Below are 18367 nucleotides of genomic sequence, written 5' to 3'. Positions count from 1 at the left end.
ACACCAGATTCAAACCCGTCAGCTGCCCCCACGCCTGCAGCCAGCGCTCCAAAACGGCCAGGACAGGGCGAAGCGCGCCCGCGTCTCGCGGCCGCACCAGGCAAAGACACGAAGTGAGGGGGCCACCAGGCCCCCTTCTTGATGCCACGGACCTTAATCGAAGTGGTCAGGCCGGCGCCGGGCCGCCCCAAGGCGGCCTGCGGCCCCCTTGGGGGGCAGGGAGTGACACGAAGTGCACGACCGTGGGGGTCGCATCAGCCCGCCGCCGGGCCGCCCCAAGGCGGGCTGGGCCCCCCTGGGGGGCAGGGAGTGCACACGAAGTGCACGACCGTGGGGGTCACATCAGCCCGCCGCCGGGCCGCCCCAAGGCGGGCTGGGCCCCCTCGGGGGGCAGCGACCACACGAAGTGAGGGAGCGTGGGGGCCATTTCATTCAGCCTTGATCCCCAAGCCCTTGATCAAACCCGGAAACACCTTCATCTCCCGCTGCGCCGTGGCCTTGAACTCGGCCGGCGTGCCCGGTGTGGCCTCGCCGCCCAGCTCGCGAAAGCGCTCCTGCACCGAGGGCTGCGACAAGGCCTTGTTCAGCTCCTGGTTCAGGCGCGCCACCACCTCGGGCGGCGTGCCCGCGGGCGCGTACAGCCCGAACCAGGTGTCGTAGTCCACGCCCTTGATGCCCGACTCTTCCAGCGTGGGCACGTTCGGAAACAGCGGCGAGCGGCGCGCGCTGGCCACGGCCAGCATCTTGAGTTTGCCGGCGCGCACGTTCGCAAACGAGATGCCCGGGTCCATGAAGAAATCCAGCTGGCTGGCCAGCAGGTCCTGCAACGCGGGCGCTGCGCCACGGTAGGGCACGTGCACCGCCTCGAAGCCCGCACTCTGTTTGAGCAGCTCGCCCACCAGGTGCGGCGTGCTGCCCGCCCCGGCCGAGCCGAAGGACAGGCGCGGCTGGCTGCTGCGGGCCAGGGCCACAAAGTCTTTCACGTTGTCGGGCGCCAGGCTGGCGCGCGTGGTCAGGAACAGCAGCACCCGCCCCGTGGCGCCCACCGCCTGCAGGTCTTTTTGCGCATCGAAGGGCAGCTTGCCGAACAGCCAGGGGTTGACCGACTCGATGCCCGTGGTGACCAGGGCCAGGGTGTAGCCGTCTGGCGTGGACTTGGCCGCGGCGTCGGCCGCGATGTTGCCGTTGGCGCCGGCCCGGTTGTCCACCAGCACGGGCTGCTTCAGGCCCTCGGCCATGATCGGTGCGATGGTGCGCGCCATGATGTCGGCCACGCCCCCTGGGGGGTAGCCCACCAGCAGGCGCACCGGTTTGGCCGGAAAGCCGGTGGCATCGCCGCCCGCTGCCGCCTGCGCGGCCCCCCCTGACAAGGACATGGACAGGGCCAGGGCCAGGGGCAGGCCCAGGCCGGCCATCAGGGAGAGCAGGCTGCTTCGTCTGCGGGATGGGGCGGCGCCCGGGCCTGGGCGGTGCGTGCGGTGCGGTGTCGAGGTCATGGTGTTGTCTCCGTGGTGTTGTGTTTTTTCAATGAGCGCGGATGGGCTGTGTGGGCTCAGGGCCTGGCCGTTGTCGGCGGGCGCCTCATCCAGCGGATCGGCACCTCCTTGAGCGGGCGCGGCGGTGCGCCGTGGGCCTGCAGGGTGGCGTCCAGGGCCTGGCCGGCCTCGTCTTTCAGGGCCGCCTGGCGGGCGGCGGCGATGCTGTCCGCCGGTGCGGTCGCCAGGTAGCGCAGGATGTGCAGCAGGTTCTCCTGGCCACGCTCGTGGGTGCTGCCATAGCCCTTGATCAGGCGGCCGCACTGCGCCAGTTCGTTGCCGTTGGCCCAGTTGTGCTGCAGGCCGGTGTGGATGCCTTGCAGCCATTGTTCGATCAGCACCTGCTCGGTGGCAAAGCGGCTGCTGTGCACCCGCCATGCCTTGAGCCGGGCCACCGCGCGCAAGGCCAGCAGCCCGGTGATGGTGTGCGTGCCCAGCTTCAGCGGCAGGGCCCAGGGCTGGGCGCGGCGGCGGTCCCAGGCGAGCAGGCGGGCCGCCAGCGGCGCCGGCAGCAGGCCGGCGATCTCGGGCACACCGGGCTTGAAGTGCTCATACACCTTGAGCAGCTCGTCGTCGCGGGCCTGCACCTCGGCGCGCACGCGCTGCAGGCGGCTGGCGCGGCTTTTCAGGTCGGCCACGCGCACCAGGTCGTCAAACGCCATCCACAAGGCCAGCCAGCGCGCCGCCTCCCGGGTGGCGGCAAAGCTGTGCCGGGCGCTGGGGTCGGCGGCGCGCTCGGCAGCCAGCAGCGTGCGCAGACGCTGCAGGTAGCGCTCGCCGTAGGCCGCGTTCTGGTAATCGCAGACCCGGGCATGGCCCAGTGCCAGCAAGGGGTGCAGGGTGGCCGGAAAGTCTTGCAGATCCGGCTGAGTGGCTGGGCTCACCGTCTCGGCATCCCCGTCCGTATCCCCATCCGCATGCGGGCTGGCCGGCAACCAGGCATCAAGCAGGCCCTGTTGCTGGCGTTGGCGCTGCACCTCATCACGGGCCAGCGCAAAGCCGCGCAGGCTGGCCTCGGCCGGGCCGCCGCCGGCCCGCACCGTGGCCTCGTAGTCGGCACGCTGAAAGGGCAGCAGGCCACTGCCGGCCAGCGCGCCCAGCATCACCGCGCTGACCACGGTGCGCGCCTCACGGGCCAGCGCCGACATGTCCAGCACATGGTGGGCCCGGCTGTGCTCGCGCAGCAGGGCCTGCAACTCGTCGCTGTCGTGGCGGCCGTCGCCGGGCTGCATGCGCTCCAGCGTGGTCAGGGTGCGGCCGCTGGCGCTGATCACCAGGGTGCGTTCGGCGCTGACCAGGCCATGGCCGATCTGGCGCGAGGTCTCCAGCAGCTCCGACGACAGCAGGCCATCGAGCCGGCCTGGCAGCGGGTTCAGGCTGAAGACGGGCCGCTTGTCGCCCAGTTGGGCCAGGGGCACCGGAAACACCTCCAGGTAGTAGGTGGTGGCGCCGGTGCGTTGGGCCACGCCAGGGATGGAGGTGCTTTGCGCGGCGTAGCCGGCACGGCGGGCGGTGTCGACCAGCCATTCGGTGAGCACGCCGCCGCCTTCGCCGCCCAGGGCGCAGATCAGCAGGGTGATGGGTTCTTGTCGTCGCATGTCAGGGTCCGGTCGGGAAGAGGGGTGGGGCAGGGAGAGGCAGGGAGGAGGGGGGGCCGCGTTCAGGCCTTCAGCAGGCGGCGCGTGAACAGGCCGCGCCACTGGTGCAACAGACGTTCGTGCCAGCGCGGGTGGCGCACCAGCTCGGCGCGGTAGAACGAGGGGCACAGCGTGGCCGCATGGGCGTTGGCGCCGCACAGGCCGCAGCCCACGCAGCCGTCGATCACGGTGGCCACCGGGTCCACCTTCAGCGGGTCGGGGTTGTCCTTGAGGGTGAGCGTGGGACAGCCCGACAGGCGGATGCAGGCGTGGTCGCCGGTGCACACGTCCTCGTCCACGCCGTACTTCACGCGTTGCACGCGTTCGCCGCGCTGCAGCAGGCTGGCGATCCAGGGCTTGATGCGGCGTTGCCGCTCCAGCTGGCATTCGCCTTCGGCCACGATCACCTTCAGGCCCTCGAAGGGGGTGGTCAGCGCCTCCACCAGGGTGTCGCGCATCGTCGACACCTCGTAGCTGGGCACGCTGCGCAGCCATTTCACGCCCAGGCCGCGCAAGGTGTTCTCGATGGTCTGGTCGGTGTGCACCAGGCTCTGCTGCTTGTCGCCGGCGGCCTCCTTGGCGGCCTCGCCGGGGGTGGAGATGATGTCCTGCGTGCCGGTGGCCGAGGTGTAGCCGTTCTTGAAGATCAGCAGCACGGCGTCGTCGGCGTTGAACAGCGCACTCTGCACCCCGGTGAGCAGGCCGTTGTGCCAGAAGCCGCCGTCGCCCATGATGGCCAGCGAGCGGCGCTGCATCAGGGGCGATACCCCGGCCCGGCTGGCCAGGCTCATGCCATAGCCCAGGATGGAGTGGCCCATCGAAAACGGCTCGAAGGTGGCAAAGGCGTGGCAGCCGATGTCGGCCGCCACGTGCACCGCGCCGGTCTGCTGCTGGGCCAGCTTGAGGGCCGAGAACACCGGCCGCTCCGGGCAGCCGATGCAAAAGCCCGGCGGCCGGGTGGGCAGCGGCGCCTGCAGGCGGGTCGCCACGGCCGCGCGCCGCGCCGCGTTGTCGGCCAGCCAGCGCTCGGCCTCGCCCGCATCGTGCCGCGGCAGGTAGCGCGCCACAAAGGGCCGCAGGCCCGTGGCCATGGCCTCGGTGTTGTATTCGCCGGCCATGGGCAGCCAGTCCTTGCCGTGCAGGGGCGTATCGACCCCGTGACGCCGCAGCAGGGTGGCCAGCTCCTGCTCGATGTACTCGGGCTGGCCCTCCTCGAACAGCAGCACGGCACGCTTGCCCTGGCAAAAGCCGATCAGCTGTTCGGGCACCAGCGGGCTCACCACATTGAGCACCAGCAGCGGGATGTCGCTTTCGCCCAGGGCGTCGGCCAGCCCGAACTGCTGCAGGGTGCGGATCAGCGTGTTGTACAGGCCGCCTTGCACGATCAGGCCCAGGTCGGCGTGCAGGCCCTCGTGCAGCTCGTTGAGGCCGTGCTCGACGATGTAGTGGCGCGCCGCGGGCACGCGCTCTTCGCTCTTGAGCTTTTCATGGCGGAAGGTCACCGGCGGGTGGGCCAGCTTCATGTAGTCGAAGCGGGCCGGGTCGCTCATCAGGGCGCGGGTCGATACTGGCGGGGCCAGGTTGTCACGCGCCGTGAAGCTGCCCTTGACGTGGCAGGCGCGGATGCGCAGCTCCATCAGGGCCGGCATGTTCGAGGCCTCCGACAGGCAGAAGGCCTGCTCGACCAGGTGCACCATGTGGCCCAGCTCGGGGCGCGGGTCGAGCAGCAGCAGGCCTGATTTGAGGGCAAAGGCATGGCTGCGCTCCTGGATCACGCTGGCGCCTTCGCCGTAGTCCTCGCCCACCACCACCAGCACCCCGCCGGTGACCCCGGGCGACGCCAGGTTGGACAAGGCATCGGCGGCCACATTGGTGCCGACGATGGACTTCCAGGTCACCGCGCCGCGCAGCGGGTAGTGGATGGAGGCGCCCAGCATGGCGGCGGCCGAGGCCTCGTTGGAACAGGCCTCGACATGCACGCCCAGCTCATCCAGGTAGGGCCGGGCCTGCACCATCACGTCGAGCAGGTGCGACACCGGCGCGCCCTGGTAGCCCCCGATGTAGGCCACCCCCGACTGCAGCAGGCCCTTGGTGATGGCCAGGATGCCCTCGCCATGGAACTCGGCCCCGGCGCCCAGGCGCAGCTGCTCAACCTCTTTGCTGAATGAAACTTCCACCGTGCTGTCTCCTTGTTGCTGGGCATCATCGGCAGGCTGGCAATATCCATCAATAAAATGAAGCAACTAAGTGGCATGCATTGAATGCATGAAAGGCGCGCCAGACCATGCTCAAGCTGCACGACATCGACCTCAACCTGCTGCGTCTGTTCGACGCGGTCTACCGTGCCCGCAGCGTGAGCCGGGCGGCCGAGGCCCTGGGCCTGACCCAGCCCGCCGCCAGCCAGGGCCTGACCCGCTTGCGCCTGCTGTTGAAGGACGCGCTGTTTGTGCGGGCCCCAGGGGGCGTGGCCCCCACGCCGCGGGCCGAGCGCCTGGCGCGCGCAGTGCAGGCGGCTTTGAGCCTGATGGAGGCGGCCCTCAATGAAAGCGAGCGCTTCGACCCCGCCGAGTCACAGCGCAGCTTTCGCATCCACATGAGCGACATCGGCGAGGCGCGCTTCCTGCCCGAGTTGATGGCCGCGGTGCAGGCGCGGGCCCCGGGCATCCGCATCGAAACCCGCCCGCTGCCCGCCGACGCCATCGCCCAGGCCCTGGATGAGGGGCGCATCGACCTGGCGTTCGGCTTTCTGCCCAGCGTGAAGGACACGCGCCAGGCGGTGATGCTGAGCGACCGTTACATCGTGCTGCTGCGCGCCGGCCACCCCTTCACGCGGCGCAAGCGCAGCCCGCAGGCGCTGCTGGACGAGCTGCAGCAACTGGAGTTTGTGGCCGTGCGCACGCACACCAACCCCTTGCGCATCCTGCAACTGCTCAAGCTCGAAGCACGGGTGCGCCTGACCACCGAGCACTTCATGGTGCTGCCCTCCATCGTGCGTTCCACCGACCTGGCGGTGCTGATGCCGCGCAGCATCGCGCTGGGCTTTGCGGGGCAGGGGGGCTGCGCCCTGGTCGAGCCGGCGTTTGCCCTGCGCGACTTCGACGTGGCGCTGCACTGGAGCGCCCGCTTCGAGGCCGACCCGGGCCTGGCCTGGCTGCGCGGCCTGATTCTTCAGCTGTTCACTGAGCCGGCGAGCAAGGCCTCGGCATCCTCGCGCCAGAAGTCGAGCGCGGCGTAGAAGCCCTCCCACACGCAACCGTTGCAACCGCGCCCGCAGCAGGTCTGTGGCTCGGGCGGCGGCGGGCGCAGGTTCAGGCCGGCCTGGGCCAGGGCGGCCTGCAGGCGGGCGATCTGCTGGCGGCCTTGCAGCAGTGGCGTGAGGACGGTGGTGGATTCTGGGTTGACGGGCATGGATGGGGGCCAGGATGGATCAGGTTTGGTCGGTGCATGGGGCACCGATCCCTTGTTTCGTGATTTGCTTCCTCTCCTGGGCTGGCGCTTGGGCGTCCCATATTGTTGCAAACTGTAAAATGCAGGGCCTTCAGCCTGTCGGGTGGCCCTGCCCTCGACCGGCCTTCAGGCGCCGATCGACCGCCCTCGTCTGACCTCTGCCTCACTCAACTCAAGCATTCCGAGATGACATCCGATTTCAAGTTGGAGCCCGTGGAGGCACCCCCCGCCCTCAACCCCCGTGTGGTTCCGATGGTGGTCATTTCGCCGGTGCGGGACGAGGCCCAGTACCTGCGCCTGACCATGGACGCCATGGTGGCTCAGACCTGCCGCCCTGTGGAGTGGATCCTGGTGGACGACGGATCCTCCGACGAGACCCCCGACATCGTGCGCGAGTATGCCGAACGCTACCCCTTCATCCGGCTGGTGCCACGTCAGAACCGCGGCTTTCGCAAGCTCGGCGGCGGTGTGGTGGCGGCTTTCAACTTCGGCATGGAGCACCTCCAGCATCAGGATTACGCCTTCATCGTGAAGCTGGACGGTGACATGTCCTTTGGCCCGCACTACATCGAACACATGCTGCAACGGCTGGAGGCCAACCCGCGCCTGGCCGCGGTGTCGGGCAAGGTGTTCCGTTTTGAGCATGGCCGCTACATCGAGGAAAGCCACATTGCCGAGCAGGTTGCGGGTCAGTTCAAGCTGTACCGCCGCGAGGCCTTCGAGGCCATCGGGGGGTTTGTGCAGCACCTGTCCTGGGATGGCATCGACGTGCACATGGCCTGGATGAAAGGCTGGGAGACCGAGTCGTTCTATGACCCCCAGGCCTGGCTGTGGCACCACCGCATCATGGGCTCGTCGGACAAACACATTTATGAGGGTCGACTGCGCTGGGGCCGGGGCAATTGGTACATGGGCTATCACCCCTTGTATGCGATTGCTGCGGGCCTGAACCGCATGCGCGAGAAGCCGGTGGTGATCGGTGGTCTGCTGATGATTTTCAGTTACTTCTGGTCGGCGCTGAAGGGCTTGCCTCGCTATGAGAACCCCGAGTTCCGCCGCTACCTGCGGGATTGGCAGATGCAGCGCCTCAAGCGCTTTGTGCTGCGCCAGCCCGACAGCCGTCACTGAGCCCGGGTCGACCATGAGCGTGCTGCAACAGCCCCCCCAAGAGGCCGATCTGTATGACCTTTGCGTGGTGGGGGCCGGGCCGGTGGGCCTCTCGCTGGCCCTGGCCGCCCAGGCGCGTGGACTGCGTGTCCTGGTTCTTGAGGCCGGCCGCCAGGACCCCGGCGAATCGGCGCCCGACTGGAGCGGCTCCAGCCTGGTGCGTCCCCAGCACCACGCCCCGCTGGCGCTGGCCACCCACACCGGCCTGGCGGGCACCACCTGGCTCTGGGGCGGCCGCTGTGTTCCGTTCGAGGCGCATGACTTCGAGCCTCGGGGCCAGGTGCCCGGTGTGGCCTGGCCCTTGACCTGGTCGGAGGTGCAGCCTTGGTACGAGGCGGCAGCGCGTTGTGTGGATTGCGGCTCCGCCGAATTCCGACGCCCTCTGCCGCCTGAGGCCCAGGGCCCGGTGCGGCAGCTGTCCCGCTTCGAACTGACCCAACTGGAGCGTTGGTCCCATCAACCGCGCCTGATCGGCAGCCTGGGCCAGCAGGCCCTCACGGTGTCCGGCCTGGACCTGCTGTTCGACGCTCGGGTGGAGGCCCTTGGCTTCAGTGCCAGCGGCGACCACCTCGAAAGCGTTCAGGTCAAGCACCGGGGGCAGGACCTCCGCGTGCACGCCCGCCACGTGGTGCTCGCGGGGGGCGCGCTGGGCGTGACGCGTCTGCTGCTGCAGGCGCAGCGCCAACACCCGGCGCTGTTCGGTGGACCGGATGGGCCGCTAGGCCGTTACTACATGGGGCACATCATGGGCAGCATCGCCCGTCTGGTGCTTGCCCACCCCGAGGACGTGCGCTGGCTCGACTTCAGCCGCGACGCCTGCGGCACCTATGTGCGCCGACGGCTGACCCCCAGCGCCGCCACCCAGTGCGAACAAGGCCTGCTCAACACCTCGTTCTACATTGACAACCCGCCGTTCTACGACGCCAGCCACCGCAATCCCACGCTCTCGGCGGTATTCATGGGTCTGGCGATCGCACCCATCGGCCGTCGCTTGGTGGCGGAGGCCATGCGCCTCAAACACATCGGTCCGCCGCCTCATCGCTGGTGGGCCCATGGCCTGAACATCGTGCGCCGGCCCTGGCGGGCCGCCCTGGATGTGATCGACATCCTGCGCCACCGCTACCTGTCCAAGGTGCGCAAGCCGGGTTTCGTGTTGCGCAACGCCGGTGGCACCTACGCCCTGGATTACCACGCGGAGCAGGTGCCCCATGCCGACAGCCGGGTCACGCTGCGCAACGACCAGGGGGACCTCCAGATTGATTTCCGCTACCAACCGCAAGACATCGATTCCGTGCTGCGCGCCCATGCGCTGCTCGACCAGGATTTGAGAGCGGCCGGCCTGGGGCATCTGGTCTACGAGCGCCCCGAGGCTGAACGTGCAGCCCATGTGTTCGAGCAGGCATCCGATGGCTTTCATCAGATCGGCACCACCCGCATGAGTGCGGACCCCGCCCAGGGGGTGGTGGATGGCCACGCCCGGGTGCACGGCGTGGACAACCTGCACATTGCCTCCAGCAGCGTGTTCAGCACCTCGGGCGAAGCCAATCCCACCTTGCTGGCCGTGGCCCTGGGTCTGCGCCTGGCCAGCCACCTGGGCGACCTGCTGCGGGCGCCTGGCCCAGCCCCATCTCCCTTCGCCGCCCGGGCGGCTTCTGACAGGACGGAACCCATGCGCCAGATCACCTTGCCCGGTACCGGCTTGCGGCTCAGCCGCCTGGTTTTCGGCACCGCCAGCCTGCACCACCTGGCCCGTGAAGCCGACCGGCAAGCCCTGCTGCGGGCGGCGATCGAGGCCGGTTTCAGCCATGTCGATACCTCGCCCCTGTACGGCAATGGCGTGGCCGAAGCCTCGCTGGGCGCTTTGCCGAGCGAATTGGCGCAGCGCATCACCTTGACCACCAAGGTGGGCCTGTATGCCCCGGCCGGCGCACGGGCCAGCATCCCGGACCTGTATGCCCGCAAGCTGCTGGGCAAGGTGCTGCCTGTGTTGAACCGGGCCGTGGCTGAGGGCTCGGTGCAGCGGGCCCGGCTCAGCTTCGAGGCCAGCCTGCGCCGCTTGCGGCGTGAGCGGGTCGACCTGCTGTTGCTGCATGAACCTGTGGCCGCCCAGATCGCTTGCGATGAATGGCAGCAGTGGCTGCAAGGCCTGCAGGCCCAGGGGCAGATCGGCGCCTGGGGCGTTGCGGGCGAGGCGCCAGCCGTCGCGGCCATGCTGGCCACCCATGGGGCCTTGTGCCCGGTGGTGCAGGTGCGCGACAGCCTGACCCAGCATCAGGCGGACGTGGTGCTGGCCGCCGGTCGGCCCTTGCAACTCACCTATGGCTACCTGGCCGATCCTGGCGCAGCGGGCTTGACGGTGGAGCAGCGCCTGGGCCAGGCGCTGCTACGCAACCCGGAGGGTGCCATTCTGGTCTCGACCCGCCAGATCCAGCGCGTGGCGGCGCTGGCCCGGCTGGGGGCCTGAGCCCGCGCCTCGCGCGACATGGGGTCGGGTCAAGACCGTGTGACGGCGGGCTGCGGCGCAGTCAGGCCCTTTGACATGCCTCAATATCGGGCGCTGGCGGGTCGGGCAAAGTCGCTTCCATGTTGCCCTCTGAGTATTTCGGTTTGTCCCTCGAACACGAGGTTGTCCCCCCGGGTCAGGTCTTGCTCGCGCGCCAGACCACCTCACCCTGGGTGCACTTCATCGATTCGGGTCGTGTGGTGCTCGGCCTGTACGACGGCACCGAAATGAGCCATCAGCTGGGCGTGGTCGAAGGGCCGTTCTGGCTGGAGGCCGCCTCCGCTGTGCTCGGCCTGCCCGAGGTGGTGGACGCCATGAGCGACACCCCCGTCATCGTGCGCCGCATGCCGCTGCCAGCCTTTCAACGCACGCTGGCCACCCTGGCGCCGCCGGCCCGCAAGCTGCTGCAGGATGTGTCGCGCTCCCAGCGCCAGCAGACCGAACTGGCCGTGAGCCGCCTGGCCATGGACGCCGAGGCGCGCTGCGCCCGCTGGCTGCTCAACCATGCCGAGCAGGCCAGCCAGGGCGTGGTGAACGTGCTGCTGAACCAGCGCAAGCGCCTGATCGCCGCCGAACTGGGCATCGCCCCCGAAACCCTGTCGCGCGTGTTGCGCCACCTGCGTGAGCGCAGCCTGATCGCGGGCTCCGGGCGCAACCTCACCTTGCTCGACCCCAGCGGTCTGCAAAGCCTGGCCGGCGGCTGAGGCGGCCCCGGCCCGGGTTCGGGCCGCCGCTAGGGGTTGTCCCTAGAGCGTCTGGTTGTGCCGGGCGCAACTCCTTATAGTCAGCGCATTGTTACAAATGCGGAAGTGCTTTTTGCCGGTGTCTCGTCCTGATTGCTGCTGGGTGTGTGTCAAGACAGGCGCTGCTGTGGCTGGAGGCCTGCGGCTGTGACATGGACACGCTGGGCGCGGCGCCTGGGCGCAGGGCTGCATCGGGCCACCGACACGCTCAAGCTGCGGGTGGTGGTGGTGGCCGTGCTGTCGGGCTGGCTGGCCAGCGCGGTGTCGGTCTTCTTCATCCTCCAGGCCAGTGAGCACGAGGCCCTGGGCAGCGCCAGCCGCCAGCAGGCTCAGGAGGTGCAGTTGCTGGCCGCTCTGCTCGATGCCCGATTGCAGAACATCGAGGCCCTGCTGGTCCAACTGGGTCAGGAGGTGAGTCTTGAACGGCTGCAGCACCCCACCAGTCTGCCCACGCTCTGGGCGCAACAGCGCCAGGCCTTTCCTGTCTTCGATTTTCTGGATCTGGCCCGCGCCGATGGGGTGCCGGTGTTGCGCCATGCGAAAGCCGCAGCGTTGCCCGACTCGCTGGACACGGCGGTGGAGCAGGTCCGTCTGCAATCGCTGGCCGATGGGCAGGCCCATGTGTGGGCCCCCGTGGGGCGCTGGCCTGACGAAAAGCCGTTGGTCCTGCTGGCACAGCCTTTGAAAAGCAGCAGTGGCCAGATCCAGGCGGTGTTGGTGGGGGGCGTGTCTCTGTATTCCTCCCAGCTTCTGCCGCCCCAGCTCACCCGTGCCTCGCTGGAGGGGGTGGCGGTGATGGTCTTCAATGCGCAAGGGGTGTTGCTGTCCCACCCCAGCCCTTCACGCCTGTTGGGGCAGGCCCATGACGAACCGGGCCTGGCAGAGCTGTTGCCACGTTGGAAAACGCAGGGCAGCGGCATGGCCCCCGAGGCGCTGGGCCAACAGGGTGCCTACCACCTGAGCAGCCTGGCCGGCCTGTCGGTGGCCCCGTGGGGTGTGGCCCGCGTCACGCCACTGCAGCAAGCCCTGGCACCCTACCAGGAGGTGGGGCGCTGGGCCTGGTGGTTGACCGCTGGCGTGGCCCTGGTGTGCGCCGCGTTGGGCGGCTGGCTGATTCTGTGGCTGACACGGCCGATCAGTGAGGTGCTGCAGCGCATGCACCAGGTGCTGGACCGCTCGCTGCCGGCCAAGAGCAACTGGCCGCAGGTGGGCGGGGAGCTGGGGGAACTGGTGTCCATGTTGCGCCAGGTGGCCATGGCGCAAGAGCGCGAACAGCAAAGCCTGCGCGTGATGGTGGGGCAGCTGCAGGCCATCCTGGAGCACGCTTCGGTGGGCATTGTGGTGACGCGTCACCGCACGCTGGAGCTGTTGAGCCACCGGGCCAGCGCCATGATGGGCTATGGCCCCGGCGAACTGCATGGCCAGCCGGCCCGCCTGCTCTACCCCAGCGATGCCGCCTACGAGGAACTGGGCCGCCAGGTGCGCGAACAGTTCGGCAGCCAGGGCTTTTTTGACGGCGAGCTGGTGTTCCGGCGCAAGGACGGCCACGATTTCTGGGTGCACATGTTGGGCCGCGGCGTGGTGCCGGGTGACCCCGAGGGCGGCACGATCTGGATCTTTGACGACATCACCGCCGAGCGCGAGGCGCGCCGCGCCTTGTCCTGGAGCGCCAGCCACGACAGCCTGACCGGTCTGGTCAATCGGCGCGAGCTGGAGCACCGGCTGCTGCTGCAGTTGCAGCATCGAGTTCAGGCCGGCCCCGCGGCCCTGTCGCGAGACGAGGCGGGTGAGGTGGCTGAGGCTGGGGGCTGTGTGCTGTTTGTCGACCTGGACCACTTCAAGGCCGTCAATGACCAGGCCGGCCACGCCGCGGGCGACCAGGTGCTGCGCCAGGTGGCCCGGGTCATGGAGGGCCTGGTGCGCCAGACCGACACGGTGGGGCGTCTGGGCGGGGATGAGTTTGCGCTGCTGCTGCCGGGCTGCTCGCTGGAGCGCGCCAGCCAGATCGCCGAGGCCTTGCGCAGCCACATTGAAGCCTTGCCGATCGCCCTGCCGATCGAGCAGGGCACCCAGGCCCATGCCATCGGCTGCAGCATCGGCCTGATCGAGCTGGGCCCTCAGCACCACCCTTACCCCGACGTGGCCGCGGTGCTGCATGCGGCCGACATGGCCTGCTACCAGGCCAAGCGCGGCGGGCGCAACCAGGTGGTGGTCACGCGGGCCGCGCTGCCGCTGGCGGGCGGCTGAAGGCCCGCTCTGCCGTCACTTCATCGCCGGCTTCAGGGCAGGTTCAGCGCCTGCAGCACATGCTCCGCCGTGGCCGGGGCCTCGAGTTGCACCGGGCCCGGGCGGCCCGCCAGGCTGCGCGCCTGGGCCAGGGCGTCCTTCAAGGCTTCGAACACGCTGATGGCCAGCATGAACGGGGGCTCGCCCACCGCCTTGCTGCCCAGCACGCTGTCCTCGCGGTTGGGCTCGGGCCACAGATCCACCTTGAAATGCGCCGGGATGTCACCGGTGGCCGGGATCTTGTAGGTGCTGGGCGCGTGGGTGGCCAGGTGGCCCTTGTCGTTCCAGACCAGCTCTTCGGTGGTCAGCCAGCCCATGCCCTGCACGAAGCCGCCCTCGATCTGGCCGATGTCGATGGCCGGGTTGATGCTGTGGCCCACGTCGTGCAGGATGTCCACCTTCAGCACCCGGCTCTCGCCGGTCAGGGTGTCGATGGCCACCTCGGTGCAGGCGGCGCCGTAGCTGAAGTAATAGAAGGGGCGCCCGGTGAGCGTGGTCTTGTCGTAATGGATCTTGGGCGTGCGGTAGAAGCCGTCACTCCACAGCTGGATGCGGTTGGCGTAGGCCATCTGCACCACGTCTTCGAAGCGCCGCGTGGCCACCGGCGAGATCACCTGGCCGTCGACAAAGCGGATGGCGCCCGCGCCGCAGCCATCCAGCCCGCAGACAAAGCTGGCCAGGTTGTCGCGCACATGGCGGGCGGCAAACTGGGCGGCCCGGCCGTTCAGATCGGTGCCGCTGCTGGCCGCGGTGGCGCTGGCATTGGGCACCTTGGCGGTGTCGCTGGCGCTGACCCGCACCGTCTCGAAACGCACGCCCAGTTCGTCGGCCACGATCTGCGCCACTTTGGTGTGCAGGCCTTGCCCCATTTCGGTGCCACCGTGGTTCACCAGCACGCTGCCGTCGGTGTACACATGCACCAGGGCGCCGGCCTGGTTGAACAGGGTGGCGGTGAAGGAGATGCCGAACTTCACCGGCGTGATGGCCAGCCCGCGCTTGAGCACCGGCTCGCGGGCGTTCCAGGCCTCGATGGCCTGGCGGCGCTCGCGGTAGCCAGAGGTCTGCTCCAGGCGGCTCAGCAGGGGCTCGAGGATGTTGTCCTCCACCGTCATCTGGTAGTGGGTGACGTTGCGATCGTCGATGCCATACAGGTTGGCGCGGCGCACATCCAGCGGGTCCAGCCCCAGGTGGCGGGCAATGTCGCCCAGGATGCTCTCGATCACGATCACGCCCTGCGGCCCGCCGAAGCCGCGGAACGCGGTGTGGCTCTGGGTGTGGGTCTTGCAGCGGTACGAGACGATCTCGACGTCTTCGAGAAAGTAGGCGTTGTCGGCATGGAAGATGGCGCGGTCGGCCACCGGACCGCTGAGGTCGGCGCTGAAGCCGCAGTTGGCCAGCATCTGCAACTGGAGGCCGCTCAGGCGCCCGCGTTCGTCAAAGCCCACCGTGTAGTCGTAGGCAAAGGGGTGGCGCTTGCCGGTGACCATGAAGTCGTCGTCGCGGTCCAGGCGCAGCTTGACCGGGCGTTTCAGCTTGTGCGCGGCCACCGCGGCCCACACCGCCAGGTGGCCGGCCTGGGTCTCCTTGCCGCCAAAGCCCCCACCCATGCGCCGGCACTCGACCCGCACATCGTGGTTGGCCAGGCCCAGGGCGTGGGCCACCCAGTGCTGCACCTCGCCGGGGTGCTGGGTGCTGGAGTAGATCCACCACTGGTGTTGCTCCAGCGGCAGGGCGTAGGCGATCTGGCCTTCGAGGTAGAAGTGCTCCTGACCGCCCACCTCAAGGCTGCCGCTCAGGGTGTGCAGGGCGCCTTGCAGCGCGGCCTCGGGCTCGCCGCGGCGCACCGTGACCGGGGGCAGCACATAGCTCTGGGCCGCGTGCGCGGCGCGCGGCGTCAGCACCGCGGGCAGGGCTTCGATGTCGGCCTTCACCAGACGGGCGGCACGGCGGGCGGCCATCACACTGTCGGCCACCACCAGGCCCAGCACCTGGCCCACGTGCTGCACGGTGTCGAAGGCGAACACCGGCTCGTCGTGGGCAAAGGCGGCCAGCAGCTTGTCGCCGGGCACATCGGCCGACACGATCACATCGCGCACGCCGGGCACGGCCAGGGCGGCGCGGGTGTCCAGCCCGCGCAGGCGGCCATGGGCCACGGGCGAGAGGATGGGCGCGGCGTGCAGGGTGCCGCGCACCTCGGGCAGGTCATCGATGTAGGTGGCGGCACCGGCCACCTGGGCGGCGGCGCTTTCGTGTTGCTGGGAGCGGCCTGCGGCCAGTGTCTGGGGTTGGTGGGGGCTGGTGCTGGCGTTCATGCGGCCTCCTTGCGGGTCAAAGGCTGGGCCCCGGACAGGGGTTGCGTGTCGAGGGCGGCGGGGTCCAGGCGCTGCAGCTCCACGGTCTGCAGGCCCTGGCTGTCCAGCCACAGGCGGCGCAGCAGGTTGCCCAGCACCTCGCGGCGGTAGGCACTGCTGGCGCGCATGTCGGAGATGGGCGAGAACTCGCCGCGCAGCACCTCGGTGGCAGCGGCCACGGTGGCCTCGGTCCAGGGCTGGCCGGCGAGCGCGGCCTCGGTGGCGCGGGCCCGCACCGGGGTGGCGGCCACACCGCCCACGCCGATGGAGGCGCTTTGCACCGCGCCCTCGGCCAAGTGCAGGCGCAGCACCAGACACACGGCCGAGATGTCGTCATCCTGGCGCTTGGAGATCTTGTAGGCGCGCAGCAGCTCGCCCGGGGCGGGGCGGGGCACCTTGATCCAGGCCAGCAGCTCGTCGGGCCGCATCACGTTCTGGCGGTAGCCGGTGTAGAGCGATTCGAGCGGTATTTCACGGTGCACGATGCGGCCCGGGCGGCGACCAGAGCGATTGCCCGGTGCGGGCTCCCAGCGCATCAGCACCACGTTGGCGCCCAGGGCGATCAGCAGCGGCATCGAGTCGCCGATGGGCGAGCCGTTGGCCACATTGCCGCCCAGGGTGCCCGAGTTGCGCACCGGCAGGCCGGCGAAGCGAGCGGCAAAGCCATGCAGGCCGGGGCGGTCGGCCTCGAGCGCGGTAAAGGCATCGGCCAGGGGCACGGCCGCGCCGATCGCGATGTGGTGGGGGTAGGGCTCGACGCGCCGCAGCTCGGCGGCACGGGTCACGTCCAGCACCTGATCGAACAGGCGGTGCTGCTTGGTCACCCACAGCCCCACATCGGTGCAGCCGGCCACCACCTGGGCCTGCGGGTGCTGCTGGCGCGCCTGCAGCAAGGCCTGCAGGGTGGTGGGGGCGAGGTAGGCGGGCGTTTGGGCTCCAGCGGCGGGTTCGGCGGGTTCGGTGGGGGCGGCCTGCAGGGCGCGCAGCTGTTGGGCCAGGGCGGCCTCGTCCACGCGTCGGCGCGGCAGGTCGGCCATGGCCTCGGCGGCGTCGAAGATCGGGCGGTAGCCGGTGCAGCGGCACAGGTTGCCCGACAAGGCCTCCACCGCCTGGGTGCGGCTCACGGGCTGGCCCTGCTGGCAGACCTGGCTCTGGTACAGGCCGAACAGGCTCATCACAAAACCCGGGGTGCAGAAGCCGCATTGCGAGCCGTGGCACTGGACCAGGGCCTGCTGCACCGGGTGCAGGGCCTCGGCCTCGGGTTCTTCGGCCTCGGGCTTGATCAGTGGGTCTTGCGCCAGGTCTTCGGCCGTCCACAGCGCCATGCCGTCGATCGAATGGGCCAGGCGAATGCAGCTGTTGATGGCACGGTATTTGATTGCATCCGGGCCTTGAGCTGGGTCCAGCTCGCCCAGGACCACGGTGCAGGCGCCGCAATCGCCTTCGCCGCAGCCTTCCTTGGTGCCGGTGCAGTGCAGGTCTTCCCTGAGCAGCTCCAGCAAGGTGTGAGTGGGTGTTACATTGCCCAGCGAGACAAGCTGGCCACGGCGCAGAAAGCGAATCGGTCTGTGTTGCATGGGTGGTGTGTGATCCCTGGAGTGGTGTTTGGCAGCCTGGGGAAATCCCTTGGATGACTGCCGTCTGGTTCAGAGGGTAGGGCGAGCCATGGTCGCCAGCATAAGCGTTGACGTATGACAAGAATGCAGCCCCTGCTATGAGAGACCAAGCCCTTTTCGACAAGATAGACCTCCACTTGATAAGGGTCTTGCACACCGTGTTAACCGAACGCAGCGTTTCTCGCGCCGCCATCCGCCTGGGCATGCACCAGCCCGCCGTCTCGGCGGCGCTGAAGCGCCTGCGTGATCTGGCCGACGATCCGCTGCTGGTGCGCTCGGGTTCGGGCATGACGCCCACCGACGCCGGCCTGCGCATGGTCGAGCCGGCGGCCAGCATCCTGCGGGCGGCCGAGGTGCTGTTCACCGATGTGCGTGGCTTTGACCCGCGCACCGCCAGCAACACCTTCCGGGTGGCGGCGAGCGATTACCTCGACCCGCTGTTCCTGCCCCAGCTGGTGTCGCAGATCAAGGTGCAGGCCCCGTTCTGCCAGATCGAGATCCACCCGCTGTCGGCCGACACGCACTACCACGCCCACCTGGCCCAGGGCCAGCTCGATGTGGTGATCGGCAACTGGCCCAAACCGCCCGACGACCTGCACATGGGGCGCCTGTTCGGCGACGAGGTGGTGTGCCTGGTGGCGGCCGAGCACCCGGCGGTGCGCCGGGGTTGGGACCAGGCCGCCTGGCTGGCCTCCGAACACATCGCCCCCACGCCCACCCACCCCGGTGCACGGGGTGTGATCGACGATCACCTCGACACGCTGGGTGTCCAGCGGCAGATCACGGCGCGCTGCGCGCATTTCAGCCTGATCCCGGCCATGGTGGCCTCCAGCCTGCTGGTGCTGACCACGGGCCGGCAGTTCTGCGAGCGCTTTGTGGACCGCTACCCGCTGCGCATCCTGCCCTGCCCGGTGGCCTTTCCGCGGCTCATGTATTACCAGCTCTGGCACGAGCGCACGCACACCTCGGTGGCGGCGGCCTGGCTGCGCGACCGGGTCAAGTCGGTCGCCGCCTCGCTTCGAAAAGAGTAGCAACAGATCCCCCACAGGAGCCCCTTGTGACCCGCCAAACTTTGAGAAAAT

Annotated in this window: 12 protein-coding genes; 6 read left to right on the top strand and 6 right to left on the bottom strand. The window is 69.2% G+C overall.

The annotated features are described in order from the left end of the window. Positions 1-428 precede the first annotated feature (428 nt). The 3 genes from F624_RS0113065 to F624_RS0113055 form a co-directional block, all read right to left on the bottom strand. Positions 429-1496, bottom strand: coding sequence for a Bug family tripartite tricarboxylate transporter substrate binding protein (locus F624_RS0113065; RefSeq protein WP_157443458.1), 1068 nt, complete (start codon positions 1494-1496; stop codon positions 429-431). Between the two features lie 56 nt (positions 1497-1552). Further along, positions 1553-3133 carry an indolepyruvate oxidoreductase subunit beta family protein gene (locus F624_RS0113060; RefSeq protein ID WP_019574757.1) on the bottom strand — a complete coding sequence of 527 codons (1581 nt, stop codon included), beginning with the start codon at positions 3131-3133 and terminating at the stop codon, positions 1553-1555. Positions 3134-3195: 62 nt separating this feature from the next. Next, positions 3196-5349, bottom strand: a complete 2154-nt coding sequence (locus tag F624_RS0113055) for a thiamine pyrophosphate-dependent enzyme (RefSeq protein WP_031254927.1) — start codon at positions 5347-5349, stop codon at positions 3196-3198. A gap of 107 nt (positions 5350-5456) precedes the next feature. On the opposite strand from F624_RS0113055, the gene F624_RS0113050 reads away from it, so the two are divergent. Beyond that, positions 5457-6407 (top strand): LysR family transcriptional regulator, encoded by a 951-nt coding sequence (locus tag F624_RS0113050; RefSeq protein ID WP_019574755.1) that lies wholly within the window; start codon positions 5457-5459, stop codon positions 6405-6407. On the opposite strand, the gene F624_RS0113045 is transcribed toward F624_RS0113050, so the two are convergent. Continuing rightward, on the bottom strand, positions 6341-6580 hold the full coding sequence (locus tag F624_RS0113045) for an oxidoreductase-like domain-containing protein (protein ID WP_031254925.1): 240 nt from the start codon (positions 6578-6580) through the stop codon (positions 6341-6343). The genes F624_RS0113050 and F624_RS0113045 overlap by 67 nt on opposite strands. Positions 6581-6805: 225 nt before the next feature. Here F624_RS0113045 and F624_RS0113040 point away from each other — a divergent pair, with 225 nt between their 5' ends. The 4 genes from F624_RS0113040 (at position 6806) to F624_RS0113025 (ending at position 13279) form a co-directional block, all read left to right on the top strand. Then, complete coding sequence (locus tag F624_RS0113040; protein WP_019574754.1) at positions 6806-7747, top strand: glycosyltransferase family 2 protein; 942 nt, start codon at positions 6806-6808, stop codon at positions 7745-7747. 13 nt (positions 7748-7760) lie between these two features. Beyond that, the gene (locus F624_RS0113035) at positions 7761-10250 is read left to right on the top strand and encodes an aldo/keto reductase (protein WP_019574753.1); all 2490 of its coding nucleotides are present in this window, start codon (positions 7761-7763) and stop codon (positions 10248-10250) included. 119 nt (positions 10251-10369) lie between these two features. Further along, positions 10370-10993 (top strand): Crp/Fnr family transcriptional regulator, encoded by a 624-nt coding sequence (locus F624_RS0113030; protein ID WP_019574752.1) that lies wholly within the window; start codon positions 10370-10372, stop codon positions 10991-10993. Between the two features lie 186 nt (positions 10994-11179). Next, positions 11180-13279 carry a sensor domain-containing diguanylate cyclase gene (locus tag F624_RS0113025; RefSeq protein WP_019574751.1) on the top strand — a complete coding sequence of 700 codons (2100 nt, stop codon included), beginning with the start codon at positions 11180-11182 and terminating at the stop codon, positions 13277-13279. 32 nt (positions 13280-13311) lie between these two features. Here F624_RS0113025 and xdhB read toward each other — a convergent pair whose 3' ends face one another. Together xdhB and xdhA are read right to left on the bottom strand one after the other, a co-directional pair. Beyond that, entirely contained in the window at positions 13312-15630 is a 2319-nt protein-coding gene (gene xdhB / locus F624_RS0113020; protein WP_019574750.1) for a xanthine dehydrogenase molybdopterin binding subunit, read from the bottom strand. Beyond that, on the bottom strand, positions 15627-17246 hold the full coding sequence (gene xdhA / locus F624_RS0113015) for a xanthine dehydrogenase small subunit (RefSeq protein WP_051107394.1): 1620 nt from the start codon (positions 17244-17246) through the stop codon (positions 15627-15629). The genes xdhB and xdhA overlap by 4 nt, the downstream gene beginning before the upstream one ends. Before the next feature lie 137 nt (positions 17247-17383). Here xdhA and F624_RS0113010 point away from each other — a divergent pair, with 137 nt between their 5' ends. Next, positions 17384-18316, top strand: coding sequence for a LysR family transcriptional regulator (locus F624_RS0113010; RefSeq protein ID WP_031254919.1), 933 nt, complete (start codon positions 17384-17386; stop codon positions 18314-18316). Positions 18317-18367 lie beyond the last annotated feature (51 nt).

Origin of the sequence: Curvibacter lanceolatus ATCC 14669 (assembly GCF_000381265.1) — a bacterium.
Classification (GTDB): domain Bacteria; phylum Pseudomonadota; class Gammaproteobacteria; order Burkholderiales; family Burkholderiaceae_C; genus Curvibacter; species Curvibacter lanceolatus.
Note: the sequence above shows the minus strand (reverse complement) of the source record. Positions and strands in the feature narration are given on the sequence as shown.